Annotated in this window: 13 protein-coding genes and 2 pseudogenes; 5 read left to right on the forward strand and 10 right to left on the reverse strand. The window is 43.0% G+C overall.

Annotation, left to right across the window (positions count from 1 at the left end; genetic code table 11):
* Positions 1–53: 53 nt before the first annotated feature.
* The 4 genes from N4T56_RS15760 to folX form a co-directional block, all read right to left on the reverse strand.
* Complete coding sequence (locus N4T56_RS15760) at positions 54–1,346, reverse strand: O-acetylhomoserine aminocarboxypropyltransferase/cysteine synthase family protein (RefSeq protein WP_261734849.1); 1,293 nt, start codon at positions 1,344–1,346, stop codon at positions 54–56.
* Positions 1,347–1,514: 168 nt separating this feature from the next.
* Positions 1,515–2,243, reverse strand: a complete 729-nt coding sequence (gene folM / locus N4T56_RS15765) for a dihydromonapterin reductase (protein ID WP_261733902.1) — start codon at positions 2,241–2,243, stop codon at positions 1,515–1,517.
* Positions 2,244–2,432: 189 nt separating this feature from the next.
* On the reverse strand, positions 2,433–3,101 hold the full coding sequence (folE, locus tag N4T56_RS15770; protein WP_261733903.1) for a GTP cyclohydrolase I FolE: 669 nt from the start codon (positions 3,099–3,101) through the stop codon (positions 2,433–2,435).
* 21 nt (positions 3,102–3,122) lie between these two features.
* On the reverse strand, positions 3,123–3,485 hold the full coding sequence (gene folX, locus N4T56_RS15775; RefSeq protein WP_261733904.1) for a dihydroneopterin triphosphate 2'-epimerase: 363 nt from the start codon (positions 3,483–3,485) through the stop codon (positions 3,123–3,125).
* A gap of 167 nt (positions 3,486–3,652) precedes the next feature.
* Here folX and N4T56_RS15780 point away from each other — a divergent pair, with 167 nt between their 5' ends.
* From N4T56_RS15780 to N4T56_RS15790, 4 genes are all read left to right on the forward strand, one after another.
* The gene (locus N4T56_RS15780) at positions 3,653–4,042 is read left to right on the forward strand and encodes a thiol-disulfide oxidoreductase DCC family protein (RefSeq protein ID WP_261733905.1); all 390 of its coding nucleotides are present in this window, start codon (positions 3,653–3,655) and stop codon (positions 4,040–4,042) included.
* Between the two features lie 10 nt (positions 4,043–4,052).
* Positions 4,053–4,913: an SDR family NAD(P)-dependent oxidoreductase gene (locus tag N4T56_RS15785; RefSeq protein ID WP_261733906.1), complete on the forward strand. Its 861-nt coding sequence runs from the start codon at positions 4,053–4,055 to the stop codon at positions 4,911–4,913.
* A 127-nt stretch (positions 4,914–5,040) separates the two neighbouring features.
* Positions 5,041–5,313: an SDR family NAD(P)-dependent oxidoreductase gene (locus N4T56_RS22550; RefSeq protein ID WP_315903062.1), complete on the forward strand. Its 273-nt coding sequence runs from the start codon at positions 5,041–5,043 to the stop codon at positions 5,311–5,313.
* Complete coding sequence (locus tag N4T56_RS15790) at positions 5,282–5,842, forward strand: SDR family oxidoreductase (RefSeq protein WP_315903063.1); 561 nt, start codon at positions 5,282–5,284, stop codon at positions 5,840–5,842. Before N4T56_RS22550 ends, N4T56_RS15790 begins: the two co-directional genes overlap by 32 nt.
* A gap of 108 nt (positions 5,843–5,950) precedes the next feature.
* On the opposite strand, the gene N4T56_RS15795 is transcribed toward N4T56_RS15790, so the two are convergent.
* The gene (locus N4T56_RS15795; RefSeq protein WP_261733907.1) at positions 5,951–6,889 is read right to left on the reverse strand and encodes an alpha/beta hydrolase; all 939 of its coding nucleotides are present in this window, start codon (positions 6,887–6,889) and stop codon (positions 5,951–5,953) included.
* On the reverse strand, positions 6,889–8,061 hold the full coding sequence (locus N4T56_RS15800) for an MFS transporter (RefSeq protein ID WP_261733908.1): 1,173 nt from the start codon (positions 8,059–8,061) through the stop codon (positions 6,889–6,891). The genes N4T56_RS15795 and N4T56_RS15800 overlap by 1 nt, the downstream gene beginning before the upstream one ends.
* Before the next feature lie 168 nt (positions 8,062–8,229).
* On the opposite strand from N4T56_RS15800, the pseudogene N4T56_RS15805 reads away from it, so the two are divergent.
* Positions 8,230–11,693 (forward strand): annotated as a pseudogene (locus N4T56_RS15805) (hybrid sensor histidine kinase/response regulator).
* Positions 11,694–12,080: 387 nt separating this feature from the next.
* On the opposite strand, the gene N4T56_RS15810 reads toward N4T56_RS15805, so the two are convergent.
* The 4 genes and pseudogenes from N4T56_RS15810 to mdh all read right to left on the reverse strand — a co-directional run bounded on the left by N4T56_RS15810 (position 12,081) and on the right by mdh (position 17,588).
* Positions 12,081–12,758 (reverse strand): response regulator transcription factor, encoded by a 678-nt coding sequence (locus N4T56_RS15810; RefSeq protein ID WP_261734850.1) that lies wholly within the window; start codon positions 12,756–12,758, stop codon positions 12,081–12,083.
* A 137-nt stretch (positions 12,759–12,895) separates the two neighbouring features.
* A pseudogene (locus N4T56_RS15815) lies at positions 12,896–15,176 on the reverse strand (TonB-dependent receptor).
* Positions 15,177–15,394: 218 nt separating this feature from the next.
* Entirely contained in the window at positions 15,395–16,309 is a 915-nt protein-coding gene (locus N4T56_RS15820) for an extracellular catalytic domain type 1 short-chain-length polyhydroxyalkanoate depolymerase (protein ID WP_261733909.1), read from the reverse strand.
* 343 nt (positions 16,310–16,652) lie between these two features.
* Complete coding sequence (gene mdh, locus N4T56_RS15825; RefSeq protein WP_261733910.1) at positions 16,653–17,588, reverse strand: malate dehydrogenase; 936 nt, start codon at positions 17,586–17,588, stop codon at positions 16,653–16,655.
* Positions 17,589–18,220: the final 632 nt, after the last annotated feature.

Consider the following 18,220-nt stretch of genomic DNA (forward strand, 5'->3'; position numbering starts at 1 on the left):
AAAAAGCCCCATCAATAAACGCTATTGATGGGGCTTTTTAGTTAAAAATGGGCTTACACAATTGCCTTATCAAGTGCCTGGCTGACATCAGCAATAATATCGTCGATATGCTCAATACCTACAGAAATACGCACGAGATCTTCTGATACACCGGCTTTGGCAAGCTCTGCACCACTGAGTTGGCGATGAGTGGTACTGGCAGGGTGACAAGCTAGCGATTTAGCGTCACCAATGTTAACTAAACGCAGCACCATTTGCAGGGCATCAATAAACTTACCGCCGGCAATTTTGCCCGCTTCTGCATTAGCAGATTTAATCCCAAAGCTGATAATACCAGACGCTTTACCGCCGGTGATTTTTTGGCATGTGGCATTGTATGGGCTGTCTGGCAGAGCTGCGTAATTGACCCAGCTAACACTTGGGTGTTTTTGTAAAAACTCAGCAAGCGCAAGGGCATTACTGCAATGGCGTTCCATACGCAGGCTAAGCGTTTCGAGCCCTTGTAGTAGCAAAAATGCACTTTGTGGCGACAAGGCTGCACCGGTATTACGCAGTGGCACGACACGACAACGGCCAATGTAAGCTGCTGGACCAAAGGCGTCGGTGTACACCACGCCGTGATAAGATGGGTCGGGCTCATTGAGGATTGCAAAGCGTTCTTTATTAGCAACCCAATCAAACTTACCTGAGTCAATAATCACCCCACCAATGGTGGTGCCGTGACCGCCAATGTATTTGGTCAATGAATGGATAACAATATCGGCGCCGTGATCAAACGCGCGGCACAATACCGGTGTCGCCACAGTATTATCAACAATCAGTGGTACCCCATGTTTATGGGCAATATCAGCCAAACGCTGTAAATCGACGATGTTACCAGCAGGGTTACCAATCGATTCACAAAATAGCGCTTTAGTTTTATCGTCAATTAATGCATCTAAACCGTCAAAGTCATCAAACGCTGCCATACGCACTTCAACGCCCTGGCGCGGCAGCGTATGGGCAAATAAGTTATAGGTGCCGCCATACAATTGGCTAGTGCTAACAATGTTGTCGCCTACTTGGGTGAGAGCTTGAATCGCATAGGTGATCGCAGCCATACCCGATGCCACTGCAAGTGCCCCAATACCGCCTTCGATAGCCGCTAAGCGTTGCTCTAACACACTGGTGGTTGGGTTCATAATACGGGTATAAATATTACCAGCGACTTTGAGGTCGAATAGATCTGCGCCATGCTGGGTATCGTCAAAGGTGTACGAGGTGGTTTGGTAAATCGGCACTGCCGCAGCTTTAGTCGTAGCTTCTGACTCGTAGCCATAATGTAATGCCAGTGATTCCAGTTTCATGTTTTCTGCAGACATAGCGACTTTCCTTGGGGGTAATTAACTGTGGTGATATTGATTAATATCCACACTAGCAACTAGCCATCTAGAAGTCTATAACAAGTTGCAGCGAAATGATGATTTACATATCGCAGCAACTTGTTTCTTACTCTTTTTATGGATGAGTAAAACTTATTTTAACTGCCTGCCACCATCTACAGCATAACTGCGGCCAGTCACATAATGGCTGCTTTGTAGATAATCGATAAGGCTGATAATTTCATTGTTGCCAGCTTCTTTAGGCAAAATCGCTTTCGCTAATGCTTTGACTTTATAAGCATCATCGTCGTGCTCATTAAATAGAATCATCGCGGGTGCAATCGAGTTCACTTTAACGTGTGGCGCGAGTAAGCTGGCAAAAGACAAGGTCATATTATGCAATGCCGCTTTACTGGCCGCATAAGCAATGTGTTTTTTACTGCCCTTCTCGGCGACATAATCTGTCATATGAATAATATTGCTGGCACCTATGCTGTCGTCATTGGTTTTAGCGGCAGCAACCAACAATGGCGCTAATGCAAGGTTGATTTGATAAGGCGCAGACACATGAATTTGCATCATTCTTGCCATGGTGTCACTTGAGCTTAAACCGTTATTGTCTGGCAGCCAGTCTGAGGCGTTGTGGATAATGGTATCAAGACGGTCATGATGTTCATTGATCTGGGCAATTAATGCCTCAATTGCTGTAGGGTCAGTTAAGTCGCACGAATGTAAGCTTGCGCCTAGTTTACCTAACTGCTCAATGCTGTCGTAATGAGTACGATAAGTGCCAATAACATGATGACCCTGAGCCAAATAATACTTAGCCAGCGCATAACCAATGCGCTTACCTACACCGGTGATCAGTATTGTGCGTTCCATAATGCTCTCTTTATGTTTGGTTAATGACTTAGCCTAAAACTTATCATAAGCAAATTAAGTGCTTATGATAAGCATTTATCATAAGTGTTAAGGATTAAACTTTTAATACAGCGCTTGCAGCCTAAAAAAATGACCTCAACTCGGAAGCGTGTTGAGGCCACTAACTAAATTGAAGTAAACCGTATAACATTACGCTAAAAATTCAGCACGACTCGCTGGATTCGCTTTAAAACAACCGCCAAGCGCCGTGGTTTGGGTGCTTGATGAGGTGTCCATAATGCCGCGGGATTTAACGCAGTAATGGGTGGCATTAATGCTTACCGCAACATCGTCGGTTTCAAGTAAAGTTTGCAACGCCACTAATATTTGCTGGGTGAGACGTTCTTGCACCTGCGGACGTTGGGCAAAAAAGCGCACAATACGGTTAATTTTAGATAAGCCAATAATGTTGCCTTTAGGAATATAAGCCACCTTAGCCAAGCCATCGATGGTAATAAAGTGATGCTCGCATGTACTCACCACACTGATATTGCTAATTTTCACCATTTCTTCGACACCCATTTTATTGTCAATTTGGGTGATTTTAGGAAAGTTAGCATAATCAAGGCCGGAGAAAATCTCGTTGACGTACATTTTAGCAATACGATGTGGGGTTTCAGCTAAGCTATCGTTGCTTAAATCAAGCCCAAGCGTTGAGACGACTTCTGTCATTAAGCCTTTAATGCGTTGATATTTTTGCTCGCTGGTCATCTCACTTGGGATAAGAGGCGTTTCAAGACCATGGGCAAGCAACGCTTGTTGAACTTTTAGTGCCTCGGCAGACAATTCTGCGCGAGTTATGTCATTAATGGTGGTCATAATAACATCCTTAATAATAGATTAGGATTGATACTCTAAAGACAAAGAAACAGAGTCGGCAAAACGCAATGCATGGGGTTTATCGATAGTCACTCGGGCTAAGGTTACGCTTGGATGCTCACGACAAATGTCGAGCACATCAGCCACCAGTTTTTCGAGTAATAAGAAACGGCCTTCTTCGACATGCTGAATCACTTTTTTGGTGATCACTTTGTAGTTTAGCGCATCGGCGACATCGTCGGTTTGAAACGATCGATCTGCTGGGTAGTGGATCTCTATGTTGATCACCACATCTTGCTGCTTTTCGCGCTCTTCTTGATTAAACCCAATAAAGGTGCGTAAACGTAAGTTGGTGACGTTAATAATAGCTTGGCTTAATGGCATTATTTAGCCCTAGTGGATTGTTTTTAAGCTATACGCCTGGATGAAATAAAAAGATCATAAATCTAAAACGATCATGCTGATCGCTAAATCCCATTCACAAAAGGTAAACTAGTTTGCACTTTAATGCGTAGAATAGTCACAGCAACGCTATTGGCACGAGGTAAATAATGGAACTAACAATATTTTACGATGGCACTTGCCCGCTGTGCCTCAATGAAATGCAACAATTAAAGCGCTACGACCAGTTAAATCGTATCGCTCTTGAAGACATTAATGCCGCAGACATCAAGCAACGATTTCCTGATTTAGATGTAGAGCAAGCCAATACCATACTGCATGGCCTGCAAGCCGATGGCACCTGGCTTTATGGTTTAGATGTTACCGCCAAAGCGTGGGGGTTAACAGGCAAACATTGCTGGATAAAAATGCTGCGCCTGCCAGTGATTAAACCCGTTGCCGATAAAGCTTACCTAACATTTGCCCGCAATCGCTACCGGATATCGTATTTACTCACCGGGCAAAAGCGCTGCGACACAGGCAGTTGTAAGGTTAAATAAAGGGGGTTGTATGAGTGAACCCACTTCAGCCCAGACCTTTATTGTAATTGGCGCGTCATCCTTTATTGCCAAAGCATTTATAGAGCAAGCCTGTCATCAACACGCTGGGCAACAGCAGCAAAACTTAACTGTCGCAGAGCCGTTGCAAATCATTACGATTAGCCGTCAGGCCAGCATTAAATTGCCTGAACTAATGGGCATTGAACTAACTGACTGTGAACTAACAGGCAATATTAATCACCAGCATTTTAATTGTGATTATCAACAAGCCTCAATAGAACAATGTGTTACCGACATTGCGGCCATTGCAGGTAACGTGACACGCATAGTGATGTGTAATGGTATTTTGCACAGTAAAAACCAGCACATCAGCACAAATGAGCCTGGCTTAATGCCAGAAAAACGCATTGAAGATATTGATGCACATTCATTAGAGCAGCTGTTTTATACCAACAGTATTGTGCCGATGTTATGGCTCAGCGCCCTCACCCCATTGTTATCGCAACCGCGCCACAAAGTCAGCGGTGAGCAAAAATGTGTTATCAGCATATTGAGTGCCAGAGTCGGCAGTATTTCAGATAATCGCCTCGGCGGTTGGTATGGTTATCGCGCCTCAAAAGCAGCATTAAACATGCTCATTAAAACCACTGCAGTGGAATATGCTAGACGCCTTAAACGCGTCAAACTCATTGCGTTTCACCCAGGCACTACTGACACACCATTATCAAAACCGTTTCAAGCCAACGTACCTCAAGGCAAGCTTTTTACCCCAGCCTTTGTCGCCAACCAATTGCACCAGATTATGGATAGCATTGAGCCCGATGGCGAAGCCAGCTACCTCGACTGGCAAGGCGAGCCGATCAACTGGTAACCACTCATTGATAAAATGGCTCAATACATACTCATTGACTGATGTTATATGGTACTAAGGTGCCAATTAAATTGTGCCTAAATTACTTTACCCTGAAAGTACTAAATTGGATTGAGGAACCGATACTATGTCGACGTTAAACACGGGACTAAAAGGGAAAGTAGCACTGATCACCGGCTCAACAAGCGGTATAGGCTTGGCCACTGCACATGTACTGGCTGAACAAGGTTGCCATATCGTATTACATGGTTTGATGACCCAAGATGAAGGAACGACATTAGCCGCTGAATTTGCGACTAAATACCAAATAAATACCTGTTTTAGCAATGCCGATTTAAGAGACCCTGGCTGTATACATGAGTTTATGGATGTGGCCGTGGGTACAATTAGGCACTATTGATATTTTAGTCAATAACGCAGGCATTCAACACACTCAAGATGTGGCCAACTTTCCGATTGAAAAGTGGAACGACATCATTGCAATTAACCTATCTTCTGCATTTCATACCATCCAAAAAGTCGTGCCTGCAATGGCCAATAAACAGTGGGGACGAATTATTAATATTGCCTCTGTACATGGCTTAGTGGGTTCGGCAAATAAAGTGGCATATTGCGCGGCAAAACACGGCATTGTGGGTTTAACCAAAGTGGTGGCCATTGAGTGTGCAGAGCAAGGCATTACGGTTAATGCGATATGCCCAGGCTGGGTTGATACACCGCTTATCGGCAAACAAATTGACGGTATAGCAAGTGATAAAAATCTGAGTTATGACGAGGCTAAATATCAACTGGTTACCGCAAAACAACCCTTACCAGAAATGCTAGCACCAAGACAAATTGGCGAGTTTGTATTGTTTCTTTGTGGCGGTGCGGCAAAAGGCATTACCGGCGCAGCATTACCCATGGATGGCGCTTGGACTGCCCAATAAGCTTGGGGTTATTGATTTATAGCAGGTAATCTCATATTAAATGTTAGTCCTTATTTATACACATAAGGGCTTTTTAATGCCTAAACAAATAGACTGTGGGTAATGCGGTTAAACCTTAGCCATAAACTCAGCGATGTGTTGATAGGTTGCCATGCATTCATCTTTCACTACATCGTGCAGCAACATATAAGCGTGGATCATACCGTCGAACGAATGATGCTCTACCTCAACGCCGGCTGCAGTTAACGCATTAGCATAAGCGATACCCTCATCCCGAAGTGGATCGCAGCCTGCAGTAAAAATAAGGGTTTTAGGTAACTGCGCAGTGATGACCCCAAACAAAGGTGAAGCCTGTTTAATGATATCGGCATCAGTCGATTGAAAATACTGATCGAAATACCACTTTATGCGAGTTGTTTCGAGTAAGAACCCTGTGCCATTACTGTCTAATGATGGGCTAATTAATGTGTAATCTACGCTCGGATAAATGAGAATTTGTTGGTCGATGTTAATCCGTTTATCGGTCAAACTTTTCATGCTTAAACTAGTGCAAATTGCGCCACCAGCACTGTCACCAATAATCGTAATCTCGGGCAAATACTTAACATCATCGAGTAACTCTGCGTAATGAATTAATGCATATTCGCAATCATCGATGCCCGCTGGATAAGGATATTCTGGTGCCAATCTATACTCTACCGATATCACTACGCACTGAGCAATACTGGCAAGATGACGGCAAATAGGGTCATAAAGATCAACACTGCCACACATATGCCCACCACCATGAAAATGCAATAACACGGGCAAAGCGTTCTTTGGGGCTGGGCTATAGACTCTAACAGGAATACTTCGGTCGGCTAAGGTAAGGGTTTTATCTGTAATGTAGCTTAGAGCAGGCGCATCACTCATTAGTGCGCCCAGTTTATTTAGATTTTCGCGCAATATTGTTGGAGTAAATTGAATATTATTTTGCTTAGCCAAAGCAATGTTGCTGTTAGCTAAGGCGAGAAAATCAGTGAGTTTAGGGGAAACGGTGCCGCGCATTAGGTTAACTCCTTTGTTTTTCCTGTTTCAGGTAAAAAATAGCTGCCCACAAACACAGTAGCGGTGAGTCCCGTAATCATCAAAAATGAACTGGTGTAACTGCCGTTATTCATATCCACTAACTTGCCAAATATCCACAAAACAATGGTCGACACGAGATAACTAATCGACCAGAACAAACTAAACACCACAGTAATTTTTTGTCCTGTCATCTTTGGTAACTCATGAGGAATAGACACTAATGCAGTTATGGGGAAAAAGATAAAAAAGCCTAAGACTATCGCACACAAAATTTGTAATACCGGATGAGAACTAAAAGATAAACCCAGCACGGTGACAAAAATGATCAGCCCACTTAAGCGAATAATAGGTAGACGTAATGGATGTTTGCGGCTGTATAACATCCCTGCGATGGTGCCTATAATGCCAAAACCAATTACCCACTTACTTTGACTAATACCCGCTTGCGGGTAAAACGTAAATAAACAAATATAAAAAGACAACAAACCAGAATAAGTAAACGCATAGGCCCAATTAAATTTATCTTTTAGTCCATCAATGTAACCATATTCTGTGGGTTCAGATCCCGCGGCGTGATTAACCTCAGCCGGAGAGTCAAACTTTACTAGCATCCACAGGATGGCAAGCACCAAACTGGCAAGCGAAAACAACACTAGGCTGCTTTTCCAGCCGCCGGTGATGTCATTAATGCTGGTCATGCCCCAGAGTACAATCGCAGTGCCAACGTTAAAAGCCACCGCATTTAAGCCATTTATCAACGGGCGTTCGGTGGGGGCAAACCATTGCATCACAATCGGGTTAAAGTAAACAATCATAAAGGCGCCACCTAAACCCATTAAAAATCGACTCGCCAATAGCAGTTCGTAATGAGTTGCGTAAGGGGTGACAATGCCAACAACGATTAATAATGAGGCGAATAAAAAAGCATATTTAACCCCCACTTTCACCGCTAAATAAGCTGCGCCAAATGTACCAACAATTTTGGCTAACGTTACCGCGCCACTAATAAAACTGGCAGAGGCTAAGCTATCAATGTGCATTGAAGCCATGATGTTGCTCATGCTGGCTGTTCCGCCAACCCATGCCATAGCAAAGAGCACATAACTGGTAAAAACCAAACCTTCAACCAAATATCTATGGGTTATATTCATAGGCGTAAGATGTACCTTCAATGACAGTCTCGTATGCCAATCATGTTATCTGATGGGTATTGATAAATAAGTACTACCTTAGTTCACCGCATGACTAAAAATCTTTATCAAACAGGGCGTCTAGTGTAGTTTCGCAAGGATAAACAATAAAAATAATTGGGGAATAACTTGCAGGCTTGGTTATCTATTGACACATGGTTGATCAGTTCTATTTCGATTGCTTATCTGGCAATGCTGTTTGTGGTTGCCCAATGGGGGCAAAATCAGGCGGTAAAAAAAGTCAGCCAAAAACCGTGGGTCTATAGCTTATCGCTAGGCGTTTGCTGCACCTCTTGGGCGTTTTATGGCACCGTTGGACAAGCGGCGACAACTGGCGCATGGCTTGCCCCCATATACATCGGCTCGATTATTTGCTTAGTATTGGCCTGGCCGATGCTCATGCGCACATTGCACATCATTAAAAGCCAAAATCTCACCTCCATTGCCGACTTTATTGCGTGCCGCTTTGACCGCTCACCTAAACTGGCGGCGAGTATAGCCATAGTGTCATTGCTGGGAACAATCCCATACATTGCCTTGCAATTACGGGCCATTAGCACCAGTTTCGATTTACTCACGGGCACGTTTCAATCAGGCATTAGTACGGCATTTATCGTCACCATTGTGTTGATTATTTTCAGTGTGTTGTTTGGCGCGCGCCAACTCTCAGCCAGCAAACATAACCATGGTTTAGTGTTAGCGATTGCATTTAGCTCTATCGTTAAATTATTTGCGCTAACGGCGGTGGGTATATTTGCCACGTTTTATCTATTTGATGGCTTTGGCGACCTACTCACCCAAAGCCAAAGCCTTGAACAAACCACTCATTCAGATTCGATTTATCTTGTTGTGTCGCAGGTTATTTTGGGCGCGATTACCATCTATGCATTACCGCAACAATTTCACATGATGATGATTGAAAACAATCATGATGAAGAGCTTAAATCTGCACGTTGGATGGTACCGTTATACCTGTTATTAATTAATATTTTTGTATTACCGATTGCATTAGCCGGGCAGCTTAGCTTCCCTGGCGGCAGTGTCGGCGCAGATAGCTATGTACTGACATTACCTCTGTTTTATCAACAAGCATGGCTAGGCATATTGGTTTATGTTGGTGGACTCGCGGCGGCAACCGCTATGGTGATTGTGGCAGCAATTGTATTAAGCACCATGATTTCGACTGAAATTTTAACGCCATTACTATTACGACTACCAAAATTTAGCTCGCAACAAACCCCGCAATTATCAGGTATTTTATTAAATTTACGCCGTATTGCTATCGCGGTAATTTTACTGTTTGCCTTTGCATTTGAACGCTTTATTGATCAACAAAACCACTTAGCCAGCATCGGCTTATTGTCGTTTGTGCTGTTATCTCAATTTGCGCCCGCTGCAATTGGCGCCTTATATTGGCGAAATGCCACTACTCAAGGCGCCTTTGTAGGGCTAATAATGGGCAGTATTGTGTGGCTTTATACCTTACTGTTACCGGTGACATTTCCAGATGCGCATTGGGTTAAATTTGGTTTGTTTGATATTACATGGTTAACCCCAACAGCCTTATTTGGCTTAACCAGCCTAGACAATATCAGCCACGGAGTATTTTACAGTTTAGCGGCAAACATCGGCTGCTTTGTGATCATCTCACTGCTTAAAGAGCAAAGTGTTGGCGAGGTATTACAAGCCGATTTATTTGTAAACAGAAAGCCGGTACAACCAGAAAGGCACTTGTCGGTCGATGACTTAGCCAGTTTATTAAACCGTTTTATTAATAAAGACGAAGCTGATGCATTATTAGTTAAAGCGAAACAACTCAATAGAAAACACCAGCAACAACAACTGGTTGACTATACTCGCTTAAAATTATCTGGGGTACTTGGTTCAGCATCGACGCGTATGGTAATGAATGCCGCGTCTCGAGTGCAGCACGTGCCACTCGAAGATGTGGTGAGTATTGTTGACGAAGCGAACCAAATTTTTGAGTTTAACCGTGAGTTGCTGCAATCTGGGGTGGAGAATATTGAACAAGGCATCAGTGTTGTCGATGCCGACATGCGTTTAGTGGCCTGGAACCAACGTTATATTGAACTGCTCGATTACCCGAACGATTTTGTCAAAGCCGGATTGCATATTGAACAATTAATTCGCTTTAATATCGACAGAGGGATTATTGTCGGCGATGAAGCCCATGAGTTAGTGGAAAAACGTTTAGCGCATATGCGCGGTGGCAGCCCTCATCATTTTCAGCGCACCATGTTAGATGGAAAAGTGCTCGAAATTAGAGGTCAAGCCATGCCTGGTGGCGGCTTTGTCAGTACATTTGCTGATATTACCGCCCACATTGAAGCTGAAAAAGCATTGCAATTGGCCAATGAAACACTCGAAAAGCGTGTAGAAAGCCGCACCCAAGAGCTTGAAAAAGCCAAAGCCGAGGCCGAAGCAGCTAACAGCAGCAAAACCCGCTTTTTAGCCGCCGCCAGCCATGACTTAATGCAGCCCTTTAATGCCTTAACCCTATTTACCGATATGCTAAAGCAACGGGTAAAATCAACAGAGTTGCAAGATTTAGCCAGCCACATTGAAGAGTCATTAACCGTTGTTGAAAGCTTGTTATCAGACCTTGTGGAAATATCACGCTTAGACAGCAAATCGCTCACAACCGAGCAAAGCCAATTTGCGATTGATGACTTACTGTCAACGTTAGTGAATGAGTTTAACGCCTTGTCTATTCAGCAAGATATTGATTTTAAATACCAAGTGTCGTCGTGTTTTGTTCAAAGCGACCAAAGGTTGTTGAGGCGAATTATTCAGAATTTTTTATCTAATGCTTTTCATTATTCACCTTCGGGGAAGACAAATGAGCAAACAACACCTCAGGGTAAAACAACAGTGTTTATGCCGAAGGTGTTATTAGGCGTGAGACGGCTTGAGCATTCATTACTGATACAAGTTTGGGATAATGGCCCGGGATCCCGCTTAATAAACAACAAGCCATTTTTACTGAGTTTGAACGCTTAGAATTAACCCGTGAGATCCCTGGACTAGGTCTAGGATTAGCCATTTGCGATCGTATCGCTAAATTACTCAATGTAAAAATAGCACTGCATTCTGAGGTTGGAAAAGGCACCTGTTTTAGTGTCGAAATACCCCGAGTATTACAACAACGAAAACCACTTAGGGCTCCTGAGATAACATCGGAAGACGAGATTAACAGCGATAGTATCAACGTTACCGTGTTGGTTATCGATAATGACGATCTGATGCTTAAAGCCATCTCATCTTTGCTCAATGGTTGGGGATGCCAGGTGATTACGGCTAAAGATCACTCCAGCGCGATACAACAATTAATAGTACATCCACAACCCAAACTGATCATTGCTGATTATCATTTAGAGGATGATAAAAATGGTGTAGACCTGGTGCAATACTTACTGGAAAATCATTTTAATGACAACAACAAACCCACTTGTGTTATCTGCTCTGCAGACCCTTCTGAAGCCGTTAGACAACACACCAGCAGTGCCCAGTTTAGTTTTGTGCGTAAACCGCTTAAAGCGATAGCGTTAAAGCGGATTATAAGGGGCTGTTGATCTTTCAAGGTTATTTTTGCAGCGAATTGTTGGCCATTACTCACATTTACAACTACGCGGCAGAGACTTTTTGTGTAGCTATTCTACACAAAAAGTCGATAACGCAGTAAAAATGTCCAACAAACGCTGCCCGAGGGTTCGGCTAAAAACGTTTTACTCTTTGTTGAATGGATTTTGCTTAGATGACTAGGCATCAATCCATTCGCCTCGATTAAAACGTTTTTAACTCGAACAAAATTCAACCAACAAAGATCAACAGCCCCTAAACAATTACCCCCTGAATAATTCATACATCCAATAGATTAATGACCACAAAAAATGCCTCACAGGGAGGCATTTAGGCTTAGCATTGACTCGTACTTAACCGCATTCATTGCGTCTTATCAATTATGCTTGCGCCTCCACCTGCTGGTTTTCAGTTGAAGTAATCATTAATTGCTGGAACACCAGCCCTGCTTGAGTGCGATTGTTAATTTCGAGTTTGAGCAAAATCGCAGAGACATGTTTTTTTACTGTGGTTTCTTTAATGTTTAAGTCATACGCAATTTGTTTGTTTAATCGACCATTGGCAATGTTAGCCAGCACAGTATATTGCTGTGGTGTCAGTTGGGCTAATTGCTTTGCCAAACGCTGATGCTCAGCGGCAGTGTGTTGGTCGGCGCTAATATTGGTGTGCTCTGGTAGCCAAACATCTCCTTCGAGCACAGTATCTATCGCGGCAGAGATTTGGGTTAAGTTGGCCGATTTAGGGATAAATGCACTGGCGCCGAAATTGATTGCTTTACGAATAATTTCTGGCTGATCGTCAGATGACACCATGATAACCACAATGTCTGGGAAGTGATTTTGTAATAACGTGAGCCCAGTAAAACCATCGTTTCCAGGCATGTGTAAATCAATAAAGATAAGTTCAATATCGGGGTGCAGCTCCACTAAGGCAATTAACTCTTGAAAGTTTTCCGCCTCTAGCACGTGTGCATCGTTGACACTTTTTTGCACTGCTTGGGTGAGTGCTGCACGAAATAGTGGATGGTCATCTGCAATAGCAACTTTAATTTGAGACATCATGATTCCCTTACATTCGTTAATATTGTTGTTATTGTTTGGGTATATGAGCGATAAAAAGAATAACCGGTTCTGATGAGACCGGCTATTCTTATCTGACCTGATGTGATGGTCTCCTTAATAAGTGACCACAACGATTAGAACGTATAGCCAACCGTTAATGAAATAGTCTCTGGGTCGCCATAGTAACCAATTAAGGTATTATCGCCGCCTAAACCAGGGGTAAAATCACCATCGCCTGTTGGTGTGACAAAGGCGTAGTTACCGACCAAGTACTCTTCATCTGTGACGTTTTTCCAATGTAATCCAGCATTCCAATGACCATCATTGCTATACCAATTTAGGCCAAAGTTAAGCAAACCATAGCCGTCCTGACTCAATAGGTTATCCACTACCGCTAAATCGTAATCGCTGCGGTAATAGTAATTACCGTTAAAGATAAAGCTGCCAATATCTGATTCCATATTATAGCTAAAGCCTAGATTGGCTGTGGTATCTGGGGTGTTAGTAATAGTGTAGGTATCACTAATATCAATTTTAGTACCCTCGTCGTCGTAAGAGATCACTTCATCAAATGACGCATCAATTAAGCCAACATTAGCAAACAAATTCAGTGACTCAGTAGCCGCAAATTCAACTTCAAGCTCTAAGCCTGTTGCGGTTGATTTACCGATATTGCCTAAACGTTGATTAAGATCAGAATTATCATCGCCCGGTAACACTGTCACAAACTGTCTGTCTTTATGGTCGAGGTAAAATGCGGTGGCATTTACACGAAGATTATCGTTCCACTCACTTTTAAAACCAATTTCGTATGAGTTGACCGTTTCAGGATCAACCGCAGGCTCGGCTCCCGTTGCCCTTGGGTTAAACGTGCCCGATTTAAAGCCTTGTGAGTAGCTGGTAAAGACCATCAAGTCATCATTCACTTGATACTCTAGACCCACTCGTGGATTGAATTTAGACCATGTTTCTTCATCGTCGAGCACTTTAGGGATCTGTGATTCAATTAAGGCGTCATCGCGTACAAAACCAGGATACCAGCCGGTTTCAGGATATATGCTATCGAATATCACTCCGTTATATACCGTGGCTTCTTTAGACTCGCGAGTATAGCGACCGCCTAATGTCATCGACAATTTCTCGGTAAAGCTGTATGACCCTTGCACATATGCCGCGTAGCTTTCGCTATTATTACAACCGCTAACCTCGCGAGTTAACCCACCAAATGCTTTAAAGGCTTCTTCTAAAATCGCATCAAAAACGCCACAGGAGTCACCATCAAAATAGTAAATGCCAGAGACTAAATTGAGATTGTCACCAACATAGTTAACTTGAAACTCTTGGCTAAATTGCTCATCTTCATAAATGGCGGGCACATCAAAAATACGTAAGCTGGTATTATCAAAGTCGATATTGGTGAGTGACTCGCCTTCACGCTTAGCTGTCACCGATTTAGCGCTCCAATTCTCATTGAAATTATATTCAACCGTCGCACTCCAGCCTTCGGTTTCGACCTTATTCCATGTCGGCATACTGGTGTAAGAGTCGTATTTACTGTTTGGCACTGGGGCATCGGTTAACAAACTAGGAAGCAGTCGATAACCCCCTTTTGAATTAGAATCATCTTGGGTTTTATCATACGTAAAACGCATAAACAGATCGTCGTTAGGTGTGTATTCAACACTTAACCGACCCGCCATAACATCTTTATTATAGTTTTCGGTATCTTGGCCATCTAATGCCGAGGTTTTAAATTCCCCAAAACCGTCACGGTTTAAACTCGCAAAGGCAAAACCGACATAGAGTTTGTCGTCAACAATGGGTAATTGGCCTGCAATTTTGGCATCCTTTTGGCCATAACTGCCAACGGTACCTTTAAGGCTTAACTCCCCATCGCCAGACATTTTTTTGGTCACATACTTAACTGCGCCACCAATAGTATTTTTGCCATATAACGTGCCCTGTGAGTGCACGAAGAACCTCAATACGTTGCACATCAAGAATATCTAACACCGCACCTTGCGGACGGGCAATATAGACATCATCAATATAAATTCCGACACCTGGCTCGTATCCCCATAATGGATCTTCTTGGCCAACACCGCGGATAAAGGCTGTTAGTGTAGAGTTAGTGCCTCGGCTTGATTGCAATGTGGTGTTGGGGGAAAACTGCTGAATTTCTGTCATCACGCTGATGCCATTTTCGGCTAACTCTGTGGCACTAACCGATGTCACCGCCACTGGCACATTTTGCAAACTTTCCACGGTTTTACGTGCGGTCACTTCAATGCGTTCTAGTACAGGTTGTTTAGCGCCGCTGTTATTTTCTTCTTCTGCGGCAACAACATATTGCGCACTCAACACCGATGAAATGGCTAAGGCGATACAGCTCATTTTAATAGTATTCTGTTTCATACAGATCCCCGTTGTAATATTTATTATTAATGGTTTTACTTACTACTAATTCTGGTTTACGACTTATTTTGATTTACTATTATCTGTTCACATATGGACTCTATAGCATTTTTAACAACATTGAATCGGTACTATAGTAGTATGTGTTTTGGTCTAGGCATTAAAAAGACAAACAGTTAATTAATAACAAAAACAAAATGTTATATTTTTTACTTTGATTAAAGCCCCCAAAGCTTAATCACTTCTATCACACTGCTTATTGGTGCCCTAAGCAGATAGTCACTTTCTTCTCCTCCATGTTTTATGTCTGGATTAACGGCAATGCCGTGGCCAAAATCTTTAATAGTAACGAGTTCGATTGACTGCTTATTCTGAGGATCTTTCCAGCGCGAAATACTGTATCCAGATTCATTTGTCACCGTTGGCTTAGCGTTAGATTGAGTTAACACTTTCCATTGAGATGCGAGCATTTTCGCATTGTTAGCATTGACCACATTGTCGCTGTCACCTGTCCAAATACTTAATGAAGGCCAGTGTGTTTGCTGAGGGTGTATTGCTTTAGCAAATTGGATCAATTCTTCAATTGACTGCGCAGGCTCTTGTTTCATACAAGAGATGGCTTTGATCAAATTGTCGGCACAGGGATAGGGTAAGCCAGCGATGACAGCACCGCTTTGAAATAGATTGGGGTAATTGACAATAGCAGCGCTGGCCATAGCGCCACCCGCAGATAACCCGATGACATAAACATGCTTTGCGCCTAGTTTTTCTTGAGTGGTGATTATCATGTTTTTTATCGATAACATTTCACCACTGTCTATTTGCGTATCTTGACTTGCAAACCAGTTGAAACAACCCTTTACGTTATTGTCATAACTCTGCTGTGGTACTAAGACCGCAAATTGATTCGCTATCGCTAATGACGTTAGGCCGCTTTTGTTCGCCAACTCAACACTATCTTGAATACAACCATGCAGTAACACCACCAAAGAGGTCTCCTCTGGATGAGAAACATTTGAGCCATCAGTCGCTGGAAGATAAAAGCCTGTCAGCGCACCGGGATTATCACCAAAATCGGTGAGCGGGATATAAGGCGTGTCGGTTGCTTGAGCAAGCTTGATTGAAAAAAACAACCCAGTAAAAGCAGCGGCAGGGTTAAGCTGTATTTTTTATTCATCATTTCAGCGGTTTCCAAATTTAACATATTAGTAACTTGCAGAATTTTGCGCCAAACAGCAATGGCACTTTAGATCCACATGAAAAATAATGTCGGTATGTTGATGAAAGGTTGAGCAATAAACTTTAGGAGTTGAAGCTTTGAAAGATTGTGGCTATAGATAGAGTGAATGATGAAATGGGAATAAATTGATAGACGAGCTATTCGGTGCTAGTTGCTAGTTGCTAGTTGCTAGGCATTTTAAGCAAAAAAAACGCGAAACCATTAGCTTCGCGTTTTTTAGACCATCGATTTGTTAATTACTTAACAAATTCAACGCCTAATTTGATGTCGCCTTTAAGGGTGTCTAGCATTGCATCGCGAGCGTTAGCTTCAAATGCGCTGATGTCACCGTAAGGTAATACTTTTTCTACGCCGTTTTTGCCAAGTACAACTGGCTGTGCGAAGAATTCAGCGTGCTCACTGCCGCCGTCAACGTAGGCACATTCAACCACGTTGGCTTCGCCTTGTAGACCACGAACCAATGATAAACCAAAGCGACATGCTGCTTGACCCATTGATAATGTTGCGCTGCCGCCACCGGCTTTAGCTTCAACAACTTCAGTACCTGCGTTTTGAATGCGAGTGGTCATTGCGGCAACTTCTTCATCAGTGAAAGTCACGCCTTCAACTTGAGAAAGTAGTGGCAGAATGGTCACACCGCTGTGGCCGCCGATGACGTTCACTTTAACGTCAGCAACGTTTAAGCCTTTAAGTTCAGCAATAAAGGTTTCGCTGCGAATAACGTCAAGTGTTGTGATACCGAATAAACGGTTTTTGTCGTAAACACCGGCATTTTTCAATACTTCAGCAGCAATCGCTACAGTGGTGTTAACTGGGTTAGTAATAATACCCACTAATGCTTTAGGGCAAGTGGCAGCTACTTTTTCCATTAGGTTACGCACAATACCAGCGTTGATGTTGAATAGATCAGAGCGATCCATACCAGGCTTACGCGCTACACCAGCAGACATTAATACGACGTCAGCATCAACTAATGCAGCCGTTGGATCTTCACCAGCAAAACCTTTTACTTCTACGTCTGTTGGGATGTGACTTAAGTCAACCGCAACACCCGGAGTAACAGGAGCGATGTCATATAGAGACAACTTTGAGCCCGCAGGCAGTTGAGTTTTTAACAGTAAAGCTAGAGCCTGGCCGATACCACCAGCAGCACCTAATACAGCAACTTTCATAATTATCTCCATCAATTTATGCAGTTTGTGACATTGATCTAAATTGTCGTGGCGTCACATTACTGCATAGTCACAATAATTTCAATTATACGTTAGTGGACAGTGGTAAATAAGTGAGCACTAATAAGGTTTACGCTAAAGCGTGTGCATGAATAATACTCAAGATTATCCTCACGCCAGAGTGAAATCGCTTATCGACATAACCTATTTTTATTTGCTACAACCAGTCAGTTTACGTGTATAAATATGCACCAGCTGTTCGATTTAGCCTTTAAACAAAGGCACTGCAAGCCATTGTTGCCCGTGCAGTGTTTACTTACTCAAGCCATCACCCCCAATAACGCCGATTTTATCCATGTGTTTGCTCATATGCTCTTATACCATTTCCATTAATTATGTGACCAATCAGAGTCGCTCAGACTGTTCAGTTTGAGGCGCATTGTTGAAATAATGGTTATCCCTTCTAAGGCAATGTAACAAAGAAATGGACTGTCTGAGCGTCTCCTGCAAGGCGGGTTTCTGTACCTTCTATGCTGCTTAATAGTATTTTGACGTACGACTGCATGGATGCAGGAGGTAGAGCAACGCAGGAGCAGTTGCCGAGAGCAACTATGCCTACAATCCTATTACTT

The sequence above is a fragment of the Shewanella phaeophyticola genome (genome assembly GCF_025398315.1).
GTDB classification, from domain to species: domain Bacteria; phylum Pseudomonadota; class Gammaproteobacteria; order Enterobacterales; family Shewanellaceae; genus Shewanella; species Shewanella phaeophyticola.

Bases quoted from the DNA above. Each gene is read 5' to 3' on its own strand.
- N4T56_RS15760 (WP_261734849.1), bottom strand. From the start codon at position 1,346: ATGAAACTGGAATCACTGGCATTACATTATGGCTACGAGTCAGAAGCT.
- folM (WP_261733902.1), bottom strand. From the start codon at position 2,243: ATGGAACGCACAATACTGATCACCGGTGTAGGTAAGCGCATTGGTTAT.
- folE (WP_261733903.1), bottom strand. From the start codon at position 3,101: ATGACCACCATTAATGACATAACTCGCGCAGAATTGTCTGCCGAGGCA.
- folX (WP_261733904.1), bottom strand. From the start codon at position 3,485: ATGCCATTAAGCCAAGCTATTATTAACGTCACCAACTTACGTTTACGC.
- N4T56_RS15780 (WP_261733905.1), top strand. From the start codon at position 3,653: ATGGAACTAACAATATTTTACGATGGCACTTGCCCGCTGTGCCTCAAT.
- N4T56_RS15785 (WP_261733906.1), top strand. From the start codon at position 4,053: ATGAGTGAACCCACTTCAGCCCAGACCTTTATTGTAATTGGCGCGTCA.
- N4T56_RS22550 (WP_315903062.1), top strand. From the start codon at position 5,041: ATGTCGACGTTAAACACGGGACTAAAAGGGAAAGTAGCACTGATCACC.
- N4T56_RS15790 (WP_315903063.1), top strand. From the start codon at position 5,282: ATGTGGCCGTGGGTACAATTAGGCACTATTGATATTTTAGTCAATAAC.
- N4T56_RS15795 (WP_261733907.1), bottom strand. From the start codon at position 6,889: ATGCGCGGCACCGTTTCCCCTAAACTCACTGATTTTCTCGCCTTAGCT.
- N4T56_RS15800 (WP_261733908.1), bottom strand. From the start codon at position 8,061: ATGAATATAACCCATAGATATTTGGTTGAAGGTTTGGTTTTTACCAGT.
- N4T56_RS15810 (WP_261734850.1), bottom strand. From the start codon at position 12,758: ATGTCTCAAATTAAAGTTGCTATTGCAGATGACCATCCACTATTTCGT.
- mdh (WP_261733910.1), bottom strand. From the start codon at position 17,588: ATGAAAGTTGCTGTATTAGGTGCTGCTGGTGGTATCGGCCAGGCTCTA.